Source organism: uncultured Maribacter sp. (assembly GCF_947496775.1).
In the GTDB taxonomy this organism is placed as follows: domain Bacteria; phylum Bacteroidota; class Bacteroidia; order Flavobacteriales; family Flavobacteriaceae; genus Maribacter_B.
In genome coordinates this window covers 152,796-171,296 of sequence record NZ_CANMDU010000002.1, presented here as the reverse complement: position 1 = coordinate 171,296, position 18,501 = coordinate 152,796, and the positions used below count along the sequence as shown (strand labels likewise).

Annotated in this window: 20 protein-coding genes; 3 read left to right on the top strand and 17 right to left on the bottom strand. The window is 32.4% G+C overall.

Annotated features, from left to right (window positions below; translation table 11 throughout):
- Positions 1–19: 19 nt before the first annotated feature.
- The 13 genes from Q0856_RS05300 to Q0856_RS05240 form a co-directional block, all read right to left on the bottom strand.
- Positions 20–727 (bottom strand): response regulator transcription factor, encoded by a 708-nt coding sequence (locus Q0856_RS05300; protein WP_298476493.1) that lies wholly within the window; start codon positions 725–727, stop codon positions 20–22.
- Positions 728–733: 6 nt separating this feature from the next.
- Positions 734–2,317 carry a HAMP domain-containing sensor histidine kinase gene (locus Q0856_RS05295; RefSeq protein WP_298476495.1) on the bottom strand — a complete coding sequence of 528 codons (1,584 nt, stop codon included), beginning with the start codon at positions 2,315–2,317 and terminating at the stop codon, positions 734–736.
- 80 nt (positions 2,318–2,397) lie between these two features.
- Entirely contained in the window at positions 2,398–2,982 is a 585-nt protein-coding gene (coaE, locus tag Q0856_RS05290; protein ID WP_298503273.1) for a dephospho-CoA kinase, read from the bottom strand.
- Positions 2,979–3,935: a hypothetical protein gene (locus tag Q0856_RS05285; protein ID WP_298476499.1), complete on the bottom strand. Its 957-nt coding sequence runs from the start codon at positions 3,933–3,935 to the stop codon at positions 2,979–2,981. The genes coaE and Q0856_RS05285 overlap by 4 nt, the downstream gene beginning before the upstream one ends.
- Positions 3,932–4,948, bottom strand: a complete 1,017-nt coding sequence (locus tag Q0856_RS05280) for a glycosyltransferase (protein WP_298503264.1) — start codon at positions 4,946–4,948, stop codon at positions 3,932–3,934. The genes Q0856_RS05285 and Q0856_RS05280 overlap by 4 nt, the downstream gene beginning before the upstream one ends.
- Positions 4,949–5,141: 193 nt before the next feature.
- Complete coding sequence (locus Q0856_RS05275; RefSeq protein WP_298476502.1) at positions 5,142–5,951, bottom strand: SDR family oxidoreductase; 810 nt, start codon at positions 5,949–5,951, stop codon at positions 5,142–5,144.
- 81 nt (positions 5,952–6,032) lie between these two features.
- Positions 6,033–7,691, bottom strand: a complete 1,659-nt coding sequence (recN, locus tag Q0856_RS05270; RefSeq protein WP_298503262.1) for a DNA repair protein RecN — start codon at positions 7,689–7,691, stop codon at positions 6,033–6,035.
- Between the two features lie 56 nt (positions 7,692–7,747).
- Positions 7,748–8,635: a DUF4835 family protein gene (locus Q0856_RS05265; RefSeq protein WP_298476506.1), complete on the bottom strand. Its 888-nt coding sequence runs from the start codon at positions 8,633–8,635 to the stop codon at positions 7,748–7,750.
- Positions 8,628–9,833: a bifunctional phosphopantothenoylcysteine decarboxylase/phosphopantothenate--cysteine ligase CoaBC gene (gene coaBC, locus Q0856_RS05260; RefSeq protein WP_298503260.1), complete on the bottom strand. Its 1,206-nt coding sequence runs from the start codon at positions 9,831–9,833 to the stop codon at positions 8,628–8,630. The genes Q0856_RS05265 and coaBC overlap by 8 nt, the downstream gene beginning before the upstream one ends.
- Before the next feature lie 3 nt (positions 9,834–9,836).
- Complete coding sequence (locus Q0856_RS05255; RefSeq protein ID WP_298476510.1) at positions 9,837–10,169, bottom strand: DNA-directed RNA polymerase subunit omega; 333 nt, start codon at positions 10,167–10,169, stop codon at positions 9,837–9,839.
- Positions 10,170–10,181: 12 nt separating this feature from the next.
- Entirely contained in the window at positions 10,182–11,012 is an 831-nt protein-coding gene (gene bamD / locus Q0856_RS05250) for an outer membrane protein assembly factor BamD (RefSeq protein ID WP_298476512.1), read from the bottom strand.
- Positions 11,013–11,129: 117 nt separating this feature from the next.
- Positions 11,130–12,020, bottom strand: coding sequence for a 4-hydroxy-tetrahydrodipicolinate synthase (gene dapA, locus Q0856_RS05245; RefSeq protein WP_298503258.1), 891 nt, complete (start codon positions 12,018–12,020; stop codon positions 11,130–11,132).
- Positions 12,020–12,553: a hypothetical protein gene (locus tag Q0856_RS05240; protein WP_298476518.1), complete on the bottom strand. Its 534-nt coding sequence runs from the start codon at positions 12,551–12,553 to the stop codon at positions 12,020–12,022. Before Q0856_RS05240 ends, dapA begins: the two co-directional genes overlap by 1 nt.
- A gap of 67 nt (positions 12,554–12,620) precedes the next feature.
- Between Q0856_RS05240 and Q0856_RS05235 the strand changes: the two genes are divergently transcribed.
- From Q0856_RS05235 to Q0856_RS05225, 3 genes are read left to right on the top strand one after another with little or no spacing between them, the layout of a single operon-like run.
- A complete protein-coding gene (locus Q0856_RS05235; protein ID WP_298503256.1) occupies positions 12,621–13,385 on the top strand; it encodes a 5'-nucleotidase in 765 nt (254 codons plus the stop codon).
- Between the two features lie 2 nt (positions 13,386–13,387).
- Entirely contained in the window at positions 13,388–14,299 is a 912-nt protein-coding gene (locus tag Q0856_RS05230) for a metallophosphatase (RefSeq protein ID WP_298503254.1), read from the top strand.
- Between the two features lie 4 nt (positions 14,300–14,303).
- Positions 14,304–14,750 (top strand): GNAT family N-acetyltransferase, encoded by a 447-nt coding sequence (locus tag Q0856_RS05225; protein ID WP_298476526.1) that lies wholly within the window; start codon positions 14,304–14,306, stop codon positions 14,748–14,750.
- A gap of 4 nt (positions 14,751–14,754) precedes the next feature.
- Here the strand turns inward: Q0856_RS05225 and Q0856_RS05220 are convergent, their stop codons facing one another.
- Genes Q0856_RS05220 through Q0856_RS05205 form a run of 4 tightly spaced genes read right to left on the bottom strand, consistent with a single transcriptional unit; the run spans position 14,755 to position 18,436 of the window.
- Positions 14,755–15,042 (bottom strand): hypothetical protein, encoded by a 288-nt coding sequence (locus tag Q0856_RS05220; protein WP_298503252.1) that lies wholly within the window; start codon positions 15,040–15,042, stop codon positions 14,755–14,757.
- 35 nt (positions 15,043–15,077) lie between these two features.
- Entirely contained in the window at positions 15,078–17,072 is a 1,995-nt protein-coding gene (gene ligA, locus Q0856_RS05215; protein WP_298503251.1) for an NAD-dependent DNA ligase LigA, read from the bottom strand.
- 20 nt (positions 17,073–17,092) lie between these two features.
- The gene (gene prmC, locus Q0856_RS05210) at positions 17,093–17,947 is read right to left on the bottom strand and encodes a peptide chain release factor N(5)-glutamine methyltransferase (RefSeq protein ID WP_298503249.1); all 855 of its coding nucleotides are present in this window, start codon (positions 17,945–17,947) and stop codon (positions 17,093–17,095) included.
- Between the two features lie 3 nt (positions 17,948–17,950).
- A complete protein-coding gene (locus Q0856_RS05205; RefSeq protein WP_298476536.1) occupies positions 17,951–18,436 on the bottom strand; it encodes a GNAT family N-acetyltransferase in 486 nt (161 codons plus the stop codon).
- Positions 18,437–18,501: the final 65 nt, after the last annotated feature.

Sequence of the window (18,501 nt, the reverse complement as noted above, 5' to 3'; positions counted from 1 at the left end):
AAAACTTTTATTAAGAATACTATTCTGTCTTTATCACCAAACGGAACCCTTCTCCATGAATATTTAGAATCTCTACATTTTCATCTCGCTTTAAATACTTACGTAATTTTGCGATGTACACATCCATACTACGAGAAGTAAAGTAATTATCATCTCTCCAAATCTTAGTCAATGCCAATTCTCTAGGCATTAAATCATTCTCATGTAAAGCCAAAAGACGTAACAATTCATTTTCTTTTGGAGATAATTTGATAGCTTCCTCTTCTCCAAATTTTAAAAATCTAAGTTTAGAGTTTAAATGAAATCCTCCTATTACAAATTCAAACTTTCTACTATCTGCCAATGTATTAGATGCTTTCCTTTGAAGTATTGCCTTAAGTTTCATAAGAAGAACCTCTGAATCAAAAGGTTTATTTAAATAATCATCCGCTCCGGCTTTATACCCTTTTAAGACATCTTCTTTCATGGTCTTAGCAGTAAGAAATACTATAGGAACATTTTCATTCTTTTCTCGTATTTCTTTGGCTAAAGTAAATCCATCTTTATAAGGCATCATAACATCCAAAATACAGATATCATAATTATCCTTTTTAAATTTCTCAAAGCCTTCCATACCATTTTTTGCAAGAACTACGTCAAAATTATTCATCGCTAAATAATCTTTTAAAACGATACCAAAATTTGGGTCATCCTCAACTAAAAGTATTTTCTTATTTACTGTTTCCATATTACATTATATTAATGGCAATTTTACATAAAAAGTACTTCCTTTTCCTTTTTCACTTTCTACATAAACATCACCTTGGTGATCATCTATTATTTTCTTCACATATGAAAGTCCCAATCCATGGCCTTTTACATTATGTATATTTCCGGTGTGTTCCCTATAAAATTTCTCGAACACTTTTTTCAATACCGCTTTGCTCATTCCTAAGCCTTGGTCTCGTACTTTTATTATTATATTATTCTTAGCAATCTCTGTATAGATATCAATTTTTGGAGATTCTTCTGAATACTTAATGGCATTATCTAAAATATTGACAATAACATTGGTAAAATGCATTTCGTTTGCAAGTACTTCTGTTCTTGTTGCATCTAAATGTCTTTCTATATAACCTCCTCTATCCTCTACTATTAAAGAAACATGAGCAATAGCGTCCTCAACTATGTCATGAACATCTACTCTATCCTTACTTATATCTAATTGGTTCTTCTCTAGTTTCGAAATTCTTAGTACATTTTCTACTTGCGCATGCATACGTTTATTTTCATCTCGTATCATTTTCAAATAACGCATAACCTTCTCTTTATCTTCTATTATTTGCGGATTTTTTATTGCTTCTACAGCTAAATTAATAGTTGCTATAGGTGTTTTAAACTCATGCGTCATATTGTTTATAAAATCCGTCTTAATTTCAGAAATCTGCTTTTGCTGAATTAATTGATAAATAGCTCCAGCATACGCCACTACGATAATTAAAGTAAACAAAAGAGACAAGCCAGCCATACCCAAAATCGACTGAATTAAAAATCTTTTCTTTTTAGGAAAACTAATAAGCAAAGAAAAGTTTGAATTCCCCTCTAAATCTTTGAATATGGGGGATTTATAAATATTCTTCTTATTGTATTTAAATCGCTTAGACTTTACCTTAGTAGGTAGTCCCTTGCTATAAACACCATACTCAAAAGGCACATTTATTTCTCTATTTTCAAGTTCTCGATTTAATAAAAGCTCTATTTCTTGGGTAGATACCCTTTGGTGAATAGGTACTTTCTTTGCATACTCACTAAAAACATCTTCCATTTGAGCTTTAACAATCTCTGTTAAACCTCCAATTTTTTCAAACTTTTGCAATGCATTAAGTTCGTATTGCTTTCCATCCAAACCCACATTCTCTTTAAAAATAGTGGTAGAGCGCTTACTCGTATAGTTTTTAATTGTAGTAAGGTCATTATCCTCATTACCATTGTCAAAGAACGTAGATGCTATATTATAATCTTCTTCTAAAATACCATGAGAATACATCCGTATTTCATTAGAATTAAGATCCCTATCTATAAAGAAAAAATTTCTTAAACTAGAATTCTTCAGCTCACCGATACTATCTTTTAGATTCATATATCTATCAAAATAGTTTCTAGTTTCTCTACTAGCTATCTTATTGGCTACATTATTTAAAGCATCAGACACTGTATGGGAAAATTGCTCTTCTTTATCTTCTACCGATTGTTTAATCCAAAAGATTTGAACAAAGATTATTCCAACAAGTGAGAGGCTCATCAATACTACCATTACAACAAACAACCTCTTATTCATTCTCTGTAAAATTAAGATTTAACATATAGAAAATTGCACGTTTAACCAAACCTTAACAAAAATGTTAAAATGGAGCTACACTAACTATATTCAAGCAGAGACCTATTTAGGCTTTCTACTTTTTCTTTTGTTTCTTCCAACTTAATATTCTCAATAATGAAATCTGCTTTTGGAATTTTAACCGAATCACTTAGCTGATTATGAATTCTTGCTAATATTGCCTCTCTAGTATTCTTATCTCTTACCAATACACGTTCTACACGAATCTCTTCAGGAGCGGTAACTAGAATAATTTTGTCGTATAGTTTTTCCGCTTTATTTTCGAACAACAAAGCTGTTTCTTGAATGACGTATGCATGTTTTTGATTAGAAACCCAAAGCAAAAAGTCTTCTCGCACCGCGGGGTGTACTATAGCATTAAGCTTATGCAACAACTCTTTATCCCTAAAAACTTTCTGCGCTATAAAAGACCTGTTTAGTCTTTTATCTACATAAGACTCCTCCCCTAGTAATGATTTTATTTTTTTTATTAAATGCTTTGAATTTTGCATTAGCTCTTTCGCCTGCTGGTCTGAATTATAAACAGGAACACCTAATGTCTGAAACAACTTCCCTACCGTTGTTTTTCCACTGCCAATACCGCCTGTTAAACCAACTATTATCATTTTGAGCTTATAATGTAAGTTACTTTTTTTTCGGTTAATGTAGCACCATATACATTACTAGGTATAGTAAGCATTTCTAAAGCAACTTTCTCCTCCCCCTCTTTCATGGCATTATAATCCGCAACAACTTTAAAATCACTTTGCGAAATGTTTTTTAACACCCCTAACTTCGCCTTACATAACACCTTAACTTTATCCGGAAAAGTTTTTACAATAGTATCCCTTGGAAGATTTATAATAGTAATAGGTATATCTTCTACCATCTTTTCTGAAAAACGAGAAACTCCACCTGTAACTAAAACTTCATTACTATTAAAAGTAGTATTAACTAAATTTTTAGGCTCTACAATTACAGTGGTTGTTGAAAAATTTTTATCTATATTTTTTAATTCAACTAATTCCGTTTTTACGCTTTGCAGTGTATCTATTTCATTTATTGGCCCAGTTACTTCTATAATCTCTGGACTTAGTTTAATTACACCATCTAGCATACAGTTTTTCTGAAGGCTTAATTTAATATCCGCATTTACTCGAACATTTTTAGTTATAATTTTAACCCATTCAAAAACAATATCTTCTCTATCTAAATCTTTTAAAGACATAGAATTAGGAAGACTCTTTTCTATCTGCTTTTGAATTTGTTTAGATGTTAAAAAGAATTTAGAATTACTTTCACTTGCATCAGACACATCTATAGCTATACTTTTAGAATTTACTCCAAAACCTAAGAATTGAAACCCAACTGCCTCTAATTTTACATCTATATTTTCTTTAGATGCAGATTTTAATAAATAACCTTCCGGAACATTAAAGTAATTTAATTTAAATGTTGCTCTACTTGTATAAGATTCTGACAATTTATTGATAAACCAAGCCATACTAGAAACTAGTAAAAAAATTAAGAATATTTTTACTTTTCTCTTTTTTAAATGTTTACCTATCTTCTCTATCAAAGTATGTTATTAGTTTTAAAAAATAATTTAGGAAATATTTCTCTTGGCTTCTTTTTACTAAAGTTAATCCAAAAAGCAGATTTTAAAAAACCATATCCGTACCCCGCAAATTGAATTACAACTGCAATTATTGAGAGCCCTGCCACAGCAACATTTTTATTTTCCATTAAAGAATGTACAAATAGTAATAAAAAGTAAGTTGCATAAAAAGCCATTGGAAACCAAATTCCAAACAACAATAAAAAAAACGCCCCTACAAAACCAATACAAAACAAAGAAGGAAACCAATATGTAATTTTAGCTGTTTCCGGATGCCACTTATTCAAAATAGGCCTAACCATTCCGAATTTATTAACTTGTATATAAAACTTATTCCAATCTATTCTTCGTTTATGATACACGTATGCCTCTGGAATCAATTTAGTATCATACCCCTTATTCCATATACGAATAGTTAAATCCGGATCTTCTCCTGGATGAATATTTCCGTAACCTCCTACATCCTCAAAAACTTCTTTAGAAATACCCATATTAAAACTACGGGGCTGAAACTTATCTACGGCATTTTTATTACCTCGAATTCCTCCAGTTGTAAACAAAGAAGTCATTGTATAGTTTATTGCTTTTTGGACGGTAGTAAACGAATCGTGTGCTGCATCTGGTCCTCCGTAACAATGAACAAAACTCTTTTGTAATGATTTTTCTACCACCTTTAAATATTGCGAAGGAATTATACAATCCGAATCTAAAACTATAAAATAATTCCCCTTTGCTCTACGCATTCCATAGTTTCTAGAATCCCCAGGGCCCGAATTAAATTTTTTATAATAAGATATATTTAATTTAGATTTAAAACTCTCTACCACATTTTCTGAAGAAATAGTAGATCCATCTTCAATAATTACTATTTCAAAGGGTTTTTCAAAGGTCTGTTTAGATAGACTTTCTAATAGCTCTAACACCTCATTAGGTCTGTTATATACAGGAACAATAAATGAAAAAGATAAATCCATAAGACCTTAATTACTTAGGTTTATATAAAAAAAGAAGTCAACTTTTGAAAAACTATTTCTCAAAAGTCAACCCAAAAATTGTTATTTTACTTAATAAGTTTTACTCGATAATCGAGATTTAAACTCTCTATGGCTTCCCTAAAATTAAAAAATAGTAACCTTAATTAATTCTTCGTGAGCTTGCCCTGAGTAGTTATTCAAACTTATCCATAACCTCTCTACTTACACCCGTATTCGAGAATCCTCCATCATGAAACAAATTTTGCATGGTAACCTTACGAGTAAGGTCAGAGAACAACGTTAAAGTATAATCCGCACAATCTTGTGCACTTGCATTACCTAACGGAGACATTTTCTCTGCAAAATTAATAAACCCATTAAATCCTTTTATTCCTTGACCTGCAGTTGTTGCTGTTGGAGATTGCGATATGGTATTTACTCTTACCTTTTTATCTTTACCAAAGAAATATCCAAAACTACGAGCCACAGATTCTAAATATGCTTTATTATCCGCCATATCATTATAATCTGGAAAGCTCCTTTGCGCTGCCATATAGGTTAGAGCCACAATACTCCCCCATTCATTCATAGCATCATTCTTATATAGAGTTTGCATTACTTTATGAAAAGAAAGTGCCGAAATATCCCATCCTTTTGCCGTAAAATCATAATTCTCATCCATATAAGACCTGCCCTTTCTTACATTCACAGACATTCCTATAGAGTGAAGTACAAAATCTATTTTACCGCCTAGAATTTCCATAGATTTAGTGATTAGATTATTTAAATCCTCTTCACTAGTTGCATCTGCAGGAATAATTTCCGAACCAGTCTTTTCTCCAAGTTCTTTTAATTGACCCATACGTAAAGCAATTGGGGCATTTGTAAGCACAAAAGTACCGCCTTCTTCATGAACACTAAGTGCTGTTTTCCACGCAATAGAATTTTCGTCTAATGCTCCAAATATAATTCCTCTTTTGCCTTTCAATAAATTGTATGCCATGTTCCTGTTCTTAGGTTTTTTATAAAAATCAAAGATATTTAAAATATGTTAAAAAAAAAGAAGTAAAGCCTCTATAAAAGTTTAAGCTCCATTTAATAATTCTTTTGCATGCACCATAGCCGAATCTGAGCGTTCTTTTCCTCCCAACATTTCTGCAAGTTCTATTACCCTTTCTTCATCAGATAACTTATACAAACTAGTGGTTGTACCTTTATTATCTTCCGTTTTTTTAACTTTATAATGTTGTTTTCCTTTAGATGCAACTTGTGGTAAATGTGTAATAGAAAAAACTTGCATATCTAGGCTCATATTTTTCATAATAACCCCCATTTGACTAGATATTTCTCCGGAAACACCACTATCTATTTCATCGAACATTATAGTTGGCAGGTTCTCATATTTAGCCAAAATTGCCTTTATTACTAACATAATTCTAGAAAGTTCCCCTCCTGAAGCTACTTTCTTAAGCTCTCCGTAATTCCCCCCTTTGTTTGCAGAAAACAAGAAAATTAAATCATCTTTCCCCGTTACCCTATAATCCTTAGCTGGTTTTATCTCTATTTTAAAAGAAGCACTTGGCATTCCTAAAGGAATCAAAGCACTCTCTAATTGTTTTTTTAAACTGGGAATTACTTTTTCTCTTCTTTTCCTTATATCTAAAGCTAATTTCTCTAATATCTCTCTTCCATTTAAAAGTCTCTCTTCTTTTTCTTTTATAGCTGCTTCTATATTTTCTGTTGTAGAAACCTTTTCACTTAAACCTTCGCGTACCGTTATTAATTCTGATATCGTTAAGACGCTGTGCTTCTTTTGTAAATCATACAACAACTGTAACTTACCATTAACCTCTTCTAATAATTTAGGGTTTACCTCTGTATTCTCTATATAATTTTCAAGTTCAGAGCTTATATCGTCTAATTCTATAAAAACAGATTGCACTCTTTCATTTAATGAAGTATACTGCGTTCCATAACCAGACAATTTAGAGGTTATCTGTTTTAACTGAGAAAGAGCTTCCACTACCCCTACTTGTTCATCATTCAGCACCTGATTCCCAGCTGCCAATTGCTCCATAATTGACTCTACATTGTTCAACTGCTCATACTGCTGCTCCAACTCCTCTATGACTCCCTCCTTTAAAGGAGCAGACTCTAGCTCTTTTAACAAGAAACTATTATAATCTTGTTCTTTGGAAGCATTATCCCTGAATTCTATTAATTCTTGTAATTCTTTAACTAAAGATTGATACAATTTTAATGCTTCTCTATATTTTTGAAGTTTCGCATTATTATCCGCTAAAGCATCTACTACTTTTAATTGAAAATCATTATCTGTTAATTGCAAGGTTTGATGCTGAGAATGTACATCAATTAACCTATCTCCTAACTTTGAAAGAATATCTAAAGTCACCGGACTATCATTAATAAAAGCTCTAGATTTACCACTTGGCTTTATTTCTCTTCTAATTATAGTTGTGTCTTCATAATCTAAATCGTTCTTTTCAAAAAAGCGTTTTAAATTATACTTATCTATTAAAAATTCTGCTTCAATTATACACTTTACAGTTTTATCTCTTAACGAAGATAAATCCGCTCGTTTGCCCAATACTAAAGATAAGCCTCCAAGTAAAATAGATTTACCTGCTCCTGTTTCTCCCGTTATTACTGTAAAACCATTTGTAAATGCAACATTCAAATGATCTATAAGCGCATAGTTCTTAATGGAAATATTTGTTAGCAATGTAGATGTTTTTATTGCTACAAATGTAATCTATATTCTATCGTAAAAAAATAGTGTTAATACTTTATATCATTCCAAGTGCTGGAATATAATGGTGCTACCCTGTTCAAGGTTTCTTTAAGCTTGATAATATCCACTTTAGGGCCACCTGAAAAGACATTTAAAATTTCTTCGGACTTTGCATCAAAAAAAGTTTGAATAAGAAAAGCATTAGGCCGTCTTTTCATCATGGTATCAAACAAATTCATTGTACCAGATATTATTTGCTTACCAGTGCTATTATTATCTCCAAGAATATCTAATCCTTTTCTGTGGTAATTATACATAGCCACTCTATACTCCTTATAAGTATTAGACATTAGATTATCTACCAACTCAAACCTACTACGATCTGTAGATTGACTCCAACCAGAAGAATTACTTCCTTGTGCTTGCGTAACAATACTTTGTGCTTTTCTAAAAAATTCATTACCTCCTTCTAACTCAAATGTATCTGCATCTAACCCCAACACTACATACACATAATAAGCTATTACACTTACTAAATTAGATTCATATACATTTTCATTAAAAACTAAAGGTTGAAACTCTATGTACTCAAAATTAAATTGATTATCCTTATAATTAAATACTGGCGTTTCGTATGAGGTATTAAATACGGGGCGTGAAGATTGAATCTGCAGATTTCCTTTAAACCTATTAGACTCGTAATCTGTAATCGTTATGAAAATTTGCGCATTTACACGCTCATTTTCTTTGTATACTTTATTTGTCCACTTATTTTTATTCACAAAATCATTCAAGGAACGCTCTAAAGTTTTAAAAACCTGTTGATTGGTTTGCGAAACTTGATCTGAATTTATAGTAATATTACAGTTTAACTCCTGCGCTTCTGCAAACAAGATAAAACCTAAAAAAAATATAGCGACAATTAAATTACGCATCTAGTCTTTGAATTATTTCATTTAAAATATCTAATGCAACATCTGCCTTAGTTTTTAATTCAAACGTTTTTATCTGCAACTTGGTATCTATAAATGTAATTTTATTAGTTGCCTTACCAAAACCAGCTCCATTATCATTTAACGAATTAAGAACAATAGCGTCTAGATTTTTCTTTTTCAATTTTCCTTTTGCATTTTCCACCTCATTCTCGGTCTCCAAAGCAAAACCAACCAAAAATTGTTTTTTCTTCTGCTCTCCTAAAGAAAATAAAATATCTTTATTCTTAACAAGTTCAATAGAAAACTCCTCTTCTTTTTTCTTTATTTTTTGAGTTGCTTTTGTTTTTGGCTTATAATCTGCAACTGCTGCCGCGCAAATTGCTATATCTGTTTCTTTATAATACTTATGTACCTCATTATACATATCATCAGCAGAAATCACTTTTATTAAATTAATTAAAGGATGATCTGTAGTGTATTTAGATGGTCCTGAAACCAATAGTACCTCTGCTCCAAGATTTGCTGCACTTTTAGCCAATTCAAAACCCATAAGACCGGAAGAATGATTCCCAATAAAACGCACAGGATCTATTGCTTCATAAGTCGGCCCAGCCGTAATTAAAACTTTTTTCCCCCGTAATGGAAGATTTTTAGCTAAGTCGTTTTCCAGAAATGCAACTATATCTTCTGGCTCCGCCATTCTTCCTTCACCATGTAAACCACTTGCTAATTCTCCTGAGGTTGCGGGTATAATTATATTATCAAAAGATTGTAATTTTTCTATAGATGCTTTTGTAGAGGGGTGTTTATACATATCCAAATCCATAGCAGGAGCTACATAAACCGGGCATTTTGCAGATAAATAAACGGTTAGCAATAAATTATCGCTAGCCCCACTCGCCATTTTAGACATAGTATTTGCAGTAGCAGGAGCTACGATCATTATATCGGCCCATAAACCTAACTCTACATGATTATTCCAATCTACCTGATTATCTTCCGTAGAAACGAAAGAAATTGGTACAGGATTTTTAGATAATGTTGCTAATGTTAATGGAGAAACAAAAGAGCTGGCGCTTTCTGTTAAAATTACTTTAACATTGGCGCCAGCTTTAATAAGTAAACGAACAAGAAATGTAGTTTTATAAGCTGCAATCCCTCCGGTAATTCCTAAAAGGATGTTCTTATTAGCTAACATACATTACGCGTCTTTTTCTGTATTTCTGTAATAAATTTTTTCGTTTAACCACTCTTCTACGGCTAGCGCATGTGGCTTAGGAAGTTTTTCATAAAACTTAGAAACCTCAATTTGTTCTTTATTTTCAAAAACTTCTTCTAAACTATCGCTATATGTAGCAAACTCCTCTAGTTTCTCTAAAAGTTCTTTTTTTATGTCAGAGTTAATTTGCACTGCTCTTTTTGCTGCTATAGAAATAGCCTCATAAATATTTTCAGTTTCTTTATCGAACTGATTTTTATTAATGGTCGTTGTTGAAACAGGAGCTTGCGAGTTTTTTAAATCGTTCATGTTCATAATAACAAGTATTTATTTTGCTTCTTCAGGAAGTCTTTTTAATTCTTTATCTATTTTCTTAAGTAGGTTATCAGCCTCTTTACTGAATTTTGACTCAGGAAATTTTTTCTTTAAAACGTCATAAGCAAGCTTAGCATTGCCCAATCGGTTCGTTTTTAATGATTCAAAGCTATTTAAAGCCATATGCGTTAAAGCATCTAATTTTACATAAAGAGCTTCTTCTTTAAATATTGAACCCGGATAATCTGATATAAAATTATCGCTAGCAGCTACAGCAGATTTTAATAACTCAAAATTAAATTCTCCAAGTTTATTATACTGCTTTACAATAGCAAAAGCTTTTTTCTCTTTTTTTGTTGTAAGCTCTTTAGCCATAACATTAGCCTCTGCAAAAAATTCCGAATCTTGATATTCGTTTATAAAATTCTGAAGTTTTAAAAGTGCTTTATCTGTATCTGTTTGATCTAGAGAATAATTTGGAGAAAGCATGTAATAACTTTTAGCTCCTAAAAAACTAGCTTCTTGTATTTTATCACTTTTAGAATAAGACTTGATAAATCTTTCGAATTGATACCCGGCCATATTATAATCTTTTCTTTGAAAAAATGTATTAGCAAAGAAAAACATTACGCGCTCTCCTTGAGGCTTACCAATGTATTTAGGAGCAATTTGCTCAAACAAACGATTAGATCGTTTAAAGTCTTTCTCGTTATAAAACTTTTCTGCCATATCATACTTTGCTTTAACATCATCATTCTTAAGTACTTTTTGGTACTCACTACAAGATGTAAAAGTTAATGCGATAATAGCAAATGAAAAAAGGTGCCTCTTCTTTAAAAACATTTTGCAAAATTAGGGATTATCAATGGATATAAAAAACATTTTTATTATGCTAAAATAAAAGCATCCATCATATACCACAATGCTTTTGGGGAAGTTTTAACGTTCTAACAAAAATATTTATGCTACAACCTTAATAAATGGCTTTACAAACGCCTCTATTTTTTGCTTTAATTCTGTTGTAGCTTCGACTAAAGGCAATCGAACCTTAGCTTTAGACAAACCTGCTATTTCTAAAATAGTTTTAATCCCAGCTGGGTTTCCTTCTTCAAAAATTAGTTGCATGCCTTCTTGCAAGTCATAGTGCAAAGCAAAAGCTTTTTCTACTTGTTTTTCTAAACCAAACCTAATCATAGATGAAAATTCATTTGGTAAACCTTGACCGATAACAGAAATTACTCCTGAGCCACCAGCTAAAACACTAGATAAAGCTGTAATATCATCTCCTGAAATAACATGAAAATCCGCGGGTGTCTTTTTTACCAATTCTAGCACTTGTACGATATCTCCAGATGCTTCCTTAACAGCAACAATATTCTTAAAATCCTCCGCTAAACGAGCAACTGTTTCTGGCAATACATTACTTCCCGTCCTACCAGGTACATTATACAAAATTACAGGAATGGGTGAAGCTAAAGAAACAGCCTTAAAATGCTGATAAATTCCTTCTTGTGTTGGTTTGTTGTAATACGGAGACACAGATAATATTGCTACAAAAGCACTCAGGTTTGCAGTTAACAACTCCTCTGTCACCATTGCAGTGTTATTGCCACCTACGCCCAAAACTAATGGTAAACGACCTGCATTAGCAGCTATAACAGTATCTATTATAAGTTGTTTCTCTTCTTTGGATAAAGTCACAGATTCCCCTGTGGTACCTAAAACCACTAAATACTCTACACCACCAGAAACATTATACTCCACTATATTTGCTAAAGCAGCAACATCCACATTTCCATCTTCATTAAAAGGGGTGATTAAAGCAACACCTGTACCCAACAATTCTTTCATTATTCTATTTCGTTTAATACTCGTAAATATTTTTTAAGCTCTGTTTTAAAAACTTTAAAATTATTTATTGGAGTATCCAATATTAAATCATTATAAATTTTATCTACCTCAATAAATCCTACATTAACCCTTGCTCTTGTTTTCACTGTCATTAATTCTAACAATAAATTTTCTTCATTGTAATAATTAATCAACATATCGTACTCTCTACTTAAAAACTCTAAAGCGTAGCTATTTTCAATATTACCATTCCACCCCAAATCTTTATCTGAAAAAACTGGTATAGCATACGGCGAATTTTTATCATAAAAATTCTTGTAACCAATTATTTTAACAGCATTTGGTCGCAATGAAAATTCTTCGATAAACTCATAAAAAAGATTAGCATTTTCAAACTTATCTAAATCTACGATACAGCCTATAGAAGTAATTCCTTTTTTGCGTTGCACTTCGGTTAATGACTTACTTAATTCCGCCTTTAAAAATTTAACCCCAGATTTACGCTTTAATTTATCTTTTATTCCGTTAAACATGTATTTTTACATTTCTACAAATGTAAAGAATCTCCATTTGTTTAGACACTGCTAAATTAAAACAATCATGATTTTAAAAATAACACATTTTGTTTTATTTGTAACAATTAGCTTGATAACCTCTTGCTCGAAATCTCCTAAAAAGCTATCCAAAATAGAAGGAAAACAAATACCAATTGAATCTAATTATTCCGAACCAGATTCTATTAATAATTATATAAAACCATATCGCAATCGCATCAACAATGTTCTAGATAGCACTCTTGCCTATGCCACACATAAAATTTCTAAACAAGATGGCACCCATAACACCTCCGCAGGCAACTTAATGGCAGATATTATCTACTTACAAGCCAACCCTATATTTAAATCTAGAACTAAAAAAAATATTGATTTTGTTCTTTTAAATCATGGTGGTATACGCTCTATAATTTCTAAAGGCCCCGTTACTGCAAGAACTGCGTATGAGGTAATGCCTTTTGAAAATACGGTTGTTGTTGCGGAATTAAACGGAAAATCAATATTAGATTTAATTCAATATTTAATAAATAGCAAAAGAGCACATCCTCTCTCAGGTGCGCAAATAATTCTAGATAAAAACAATCAATTAAAAACTTTAAATATTCAAGGAAAACCATTTAACCCTAACAGAACATACTTTGTAGCCACATCTAACTATCTAGTAAATGGCGGCGACAATATGGGCTTTTTTAAAGACGGTATAAGCATTACGGAAACCGATTATAAAATAAGAAATGCGATAATTGATTATTTTAAAAAAGTAGACACCCTTTCGCCTAAAGTTGATAATCGTTATTATAAAACAAAGTAATTATGAACAGAAGAAAATTCATAACAAATACCTCCGCTACTTCTACTTTTGTTGGCTTAGGAGGACTAACCCTAGATTCTTGCATCCAAAATAAACCAACAAAAATTACTATCCTACACACTAATGATGTGCATAGCCACATAGACCCGTTTCCATTAGACCATTCCGATTTTCCAAGTTTAGGAGGAGTAGCTCGCCGTGCTAGCTTGATTGATTCTATTAGAAAAGAAAACCCTTATACTTTATTATTGGATGCTGGTGATATTTTTCAAGGGACTCCTTATTTCAACTTTTTTGGAGGAGAACTAGAGTTTAAACTTATGAATATGCTTAAATATGATGCAGCCACTATAGGCAATCATGACTTTGACAATGGCATAGAAGGACTATTAGCGCAAATTCCGAATGCTCAATTCGACTTGCTATCTGCTAATTACGATTTTACAAATACTGCTTTAAACGGACATACAAAACCATTCAAAACCTTCATGTTAAACAACATTAAAATTGGCGTTTATGGTATTGGTATTGAACTAAAAGGTTTAGTAACCAAAAAACTATACAAAGAGACAGAATACCTAAATCCGTTTGAAATTGCTACAGATATTGAAAGACAATTAAAAGAAGATGAAAAATGCGATTTAATAGTTTGCCTTTCGCATTTAGGGTATAAATATGAAAACGAACATAAACCAGATGATCTTACTCTAGCAGCTAAAACCAAACACACAGATTTAATAATTGGTGGTCATACGCATACTTTTCTAGAAAAACCGACCATAGTGAAAAATACCCTAGACAAAGATATCCTCGTAAACCAAGTAGGATGTTTTGGTATTAACTTAGGTCGAGTAGATTTTTATTTTGATGGCACAACAAACACACAATCGCAAGGAATTTCTATAAAAGTATAGTATTATGGAATTTATTAGAACCGATTCTAAAAACATAGATTTTATTGCTCTTGTAAAGGAACTAGATGCGTATTTAGCAGTAACGGACGGTGATGAACACGATTTTTACAATCAATTTAATTCCATTCAAAACTTAAAATATGTCATCGTAGTTTATTTAAATAATATTCCTGTCGGATGTGGTTCTATAAAACCAATGAATACATCTTCCACAGAAATAAAAAGAATGTATGTCTCCCCGAAAGCAAGAGGCAATGGTATTGCAACTAAAATACTAAAAGAGCTAGAATCGTGGACTTCCGAATTAGGTTTCACCTCCTGTATACTAGAAACAGGAACAAGACAAACAGAAGCGGTTGCTCTTTACAAAAAGAACCACTATAAAGTAATTACCAATTATGGACAATATATTGGAGTAGAAAATAGTGTTTGCTTTAAGAAAGAAGTTTAACTCCTTATGCAATAACCGCTTCCACGATACTTTGCAGTTCTTCTTTTAATGCAACCTCAGGAAAAGTTTTCCCTGCTTGTCTGTACCAATAACCAGCATTAAAGTCATCCCCTTCTGCCCTATGCAAATAGGCGTGTATCCAACTTCCCATTGTGTTATGCATATCCTGAGCTATATCATGAGACGCTTCCCAATTATCATTAGCTGCAAACCAAAGTGCTTTTAATGCAAGAGAATAATTTGCTGGAGGACAATCTTCTTTTAAGCTCTTTTTAAAGTCTATAATTTCCATGAAACCGTTATTAAATACTCGCACAAGCAAATAAACTACACCATAGCTAAGAATTCTTGTTCCGAAATAATTTCTATTCCCAATTTTTCCGCTTTTGCCAATTTACTAGGCCCCATTTTATCTCCCGCAACCAAAAAAGAGGTTTTGGAAGAAATAGAAGAACCAACCTTTCCTCCGTTATCTTCTATTAGCTTTTTTAAATCGTTTCTACTTATTACTTCAAAAACACCAGAAACAACGAAAGTCTGTCCTTTTAATTTCTCTGTCTGATTTAATAATTTATCCGCAGATATTTCGAACTGAATTCCGTATGTCTTAAGTTTATTAATAATTTCTATATTCTCTATATTACCAAAAAATTCCACTACACTTTCGGCAATACGTTGACCTATTTCATCTACCGCAATTAACTCCTCTACTGTTGCCACACTAATGGCATCTATATTCTTATATGCTTTAGCCAATTTCTTAGCAACAGTTTCCCCTACAAAACGAATGCCCAGAGCAAACATAACCCGTTCAAAAGGAATTTCTTTGGAGGCAGCAACTCCATTAACTAAATTCTCCGCTGATTTTTCAGCCATTCTCTCTAACGGTAACACATCTTCTTTAGTAAGTTTATACAAATCTGCATAATTGGTAATTAAACCTTCTTTAAAAAGAAGTTCTACAGTTTCACCTCCCAAGCCTTCAATGTCCATTGCTTTTCTGGAAATATAATGTTGAATTCTACCTGTAATCTGTGGTGGGCAACCATAGTAGTTTACACAATAATGCTTTGCATCTCCTTCTGTTCTTACCAATTCTTCATGACACTCTGGACAATGGGTAATATACTTTGTAACTGTAGAATCTTGCGGTCTCTTTTCTAAATTTACTTTTATAATTTTAGGTATAATCTCCCCTCCTTTTTCTACAAAAACAGTATCTCTTTCCCTAATATCCAATTTTTCTATTTGATCTGCATTATGCAAAGAAGCTCTTTTTACCGTGGTTCCTGCCAATAAAACTGGCTCTAAATTAGCCACAGGCGTTATTGCTCCTGTTCTACCCACCTGGTAGGTAATTTCATTTAAAACCGTTGAAACTTGCTCCGCTTTAAACTTATATGCCATTGCCCAACGTGGCGCTTTAGAGGTATACCCTAACTCTTCTTGATGCTGTAAGTTATTCACTTTAATAACCACCCCATCTGTTTCATAAGGTAACTCATGTCTATGGGTATCCCAATATTCTACAAATTCCATTACTTCTGTTGTAGTTTTACATAGGGCTGCTATAGTGGGCACTTTAAATCCCCAATCCCGAGCTTTATCTAACATTTGAAATTGCGAAGTAACTCCCGTATTTTCACCAACAATACCATACAACAAACAGTCCAATGGACGTTGCGCCACAACAGCACTATCCTGAAGTTTTAAACTCCCGGAGGCTGTATTTCTAGGATTCATATAAGGGTCTTCCCCTGCCGCTATACGCTCCTCATTCATTTTTTTAAATCCTTCAAAGGGCAAAACAATTTCTCCACGAATATCAAACTTTGGCGGATAATCTCCTTTTAATTGCAAGGGAACCGATTTTATAGTTTTTACATTCGTAGTTGCCTCATCTCCCTGAAAACCATCCCCACGAGTAACCGCTTGCATTAATCTACCATCTTCATAAGTTAAACTTATAGAAGCGCCATCATATTTTAACTCACATGTAAATTCCACTTCTACATCTCCTAATACTCTCTGTATTCTTTTTTCCCAATCCTCTACATCTTCTTTAGAATAAGAATTATCTAAAGAATACATACGATGCTCATGTACAATGGTTGCAAAATTTTTGGTCACTGCACCACCAACTCTAAGCGTCGGGGAAGAAGCATCGTAAAACTCTGGATGCTTTTCTTCTAAACCTTGTAATTCTTTAAGTTTTATATCAAAATCGTAATCCGATATTGTAGCATTATCTAATACATAATAATTGTAATTATGTTCTCTTAACTCTCTTCGTAATGCTTCTATTTGCTCTTGAACGTTCATTTATTTTTTATTCTTTCTCACTATTTTTTTGCTCCTTTCAACATCCTATCATTCCCAAACATATCTTTTCGAAGCTCAATTTCTGAAAAATTTTCATTTTGCAAAAGCTCCTTTGTTTCTTTTCCTAAATATTGATTAATCTCAAAATACAAAGTCCCGCCTGAAATCAGATTCTCTTTAGCAAAAACACTTATTTTTTCATAAAACATAAGCGCCTTATCATCTGGCACATACAAAGCCATGTCTGGCTCATATTTCTTTACATTATCTGCCATTTCTATTTTCTCTAACTGCCTAACATAAGGTGGGTTAGAAACTATTATATCAAAATCTAAATCAAGCGACTGCAACTCTAAAATATCTGCTTTTAAAAAAGTAATGTCCACCCCATTTAGAACTGCATTTTCTTTAGCTACATCTATGGCTTCTCCGGAAACATCTATGGCAAATACTTCCGCTTGTGATACATGCTTAGCCAAAGAAATAGGTATACATCCGCTACCCGTGCCTATATCTAAAATACGAATCTGCTGATTGGTTTTCTTTTCTACATCTTCCAAGATCCAACATACCAATTCTTCTGTCTCCGGTCTTGGGATTAATACATTTGAATTGACTTTAAAATCTAAATCCATAAAATGAGCGCAACCCAAGATATATTGCAAAGGCTCTTGCAATTTTAATCTAGATAATACTATAAATATCGGCTCCTCCTCCTCCTTAGTCAAAGTTAAATTAGGCTCTATAGCCAAAACAAACCTTTGCAAGTGCAAATAATGCTCAATAGTTCTATAAAAGAAACTTTGCACCTCAGTTAAAGGGTAAATTTCTATTAATTCCTCTTCAAAAATATTCTTAATATCTCTTAACAACATCTACTACAAATCTTTTATCATCCAAACAGGGCAAGAATAATGCCCCGTATCCCCCATTTTATCATCTAAATAAGTAAATCCAGTTTTTAGATACAATTTTTGAGCTGCTTTCATATAAGGCATAGTTTCTAAATAACATTTATCAAAACCGTAAATTTTCGCTTTTTCCAAACAAGCTCTTATCATCATAGATCCAATTCCTTTACCCCTTGCCTCTTCTAAAAAATACATTTTTTGTAGCTCACAAACATTTCCATCATAATTTTCCAATTTTGCAATTCCTGCACAACCTACAATAGCATTATTTAATTCTACCACAAAATAAGTAGCTTTAGGTACATTGTAATTCTCGAACATAGAATCTAAGGCTTTATCCGCATAAGCCGTACCAACTTTAGGAACCCCCATATCTATTAAGACTTTACGAATAACAATTGCCACTTTCTCATTATCCCTTTGCTCAATTTCTCTTATAAAAGCTTCATTCATACCTAATAGTTTTATTATATATAAACCTACTTTCTATTTCTCTAATAATTTTTGAAATAGAAGAA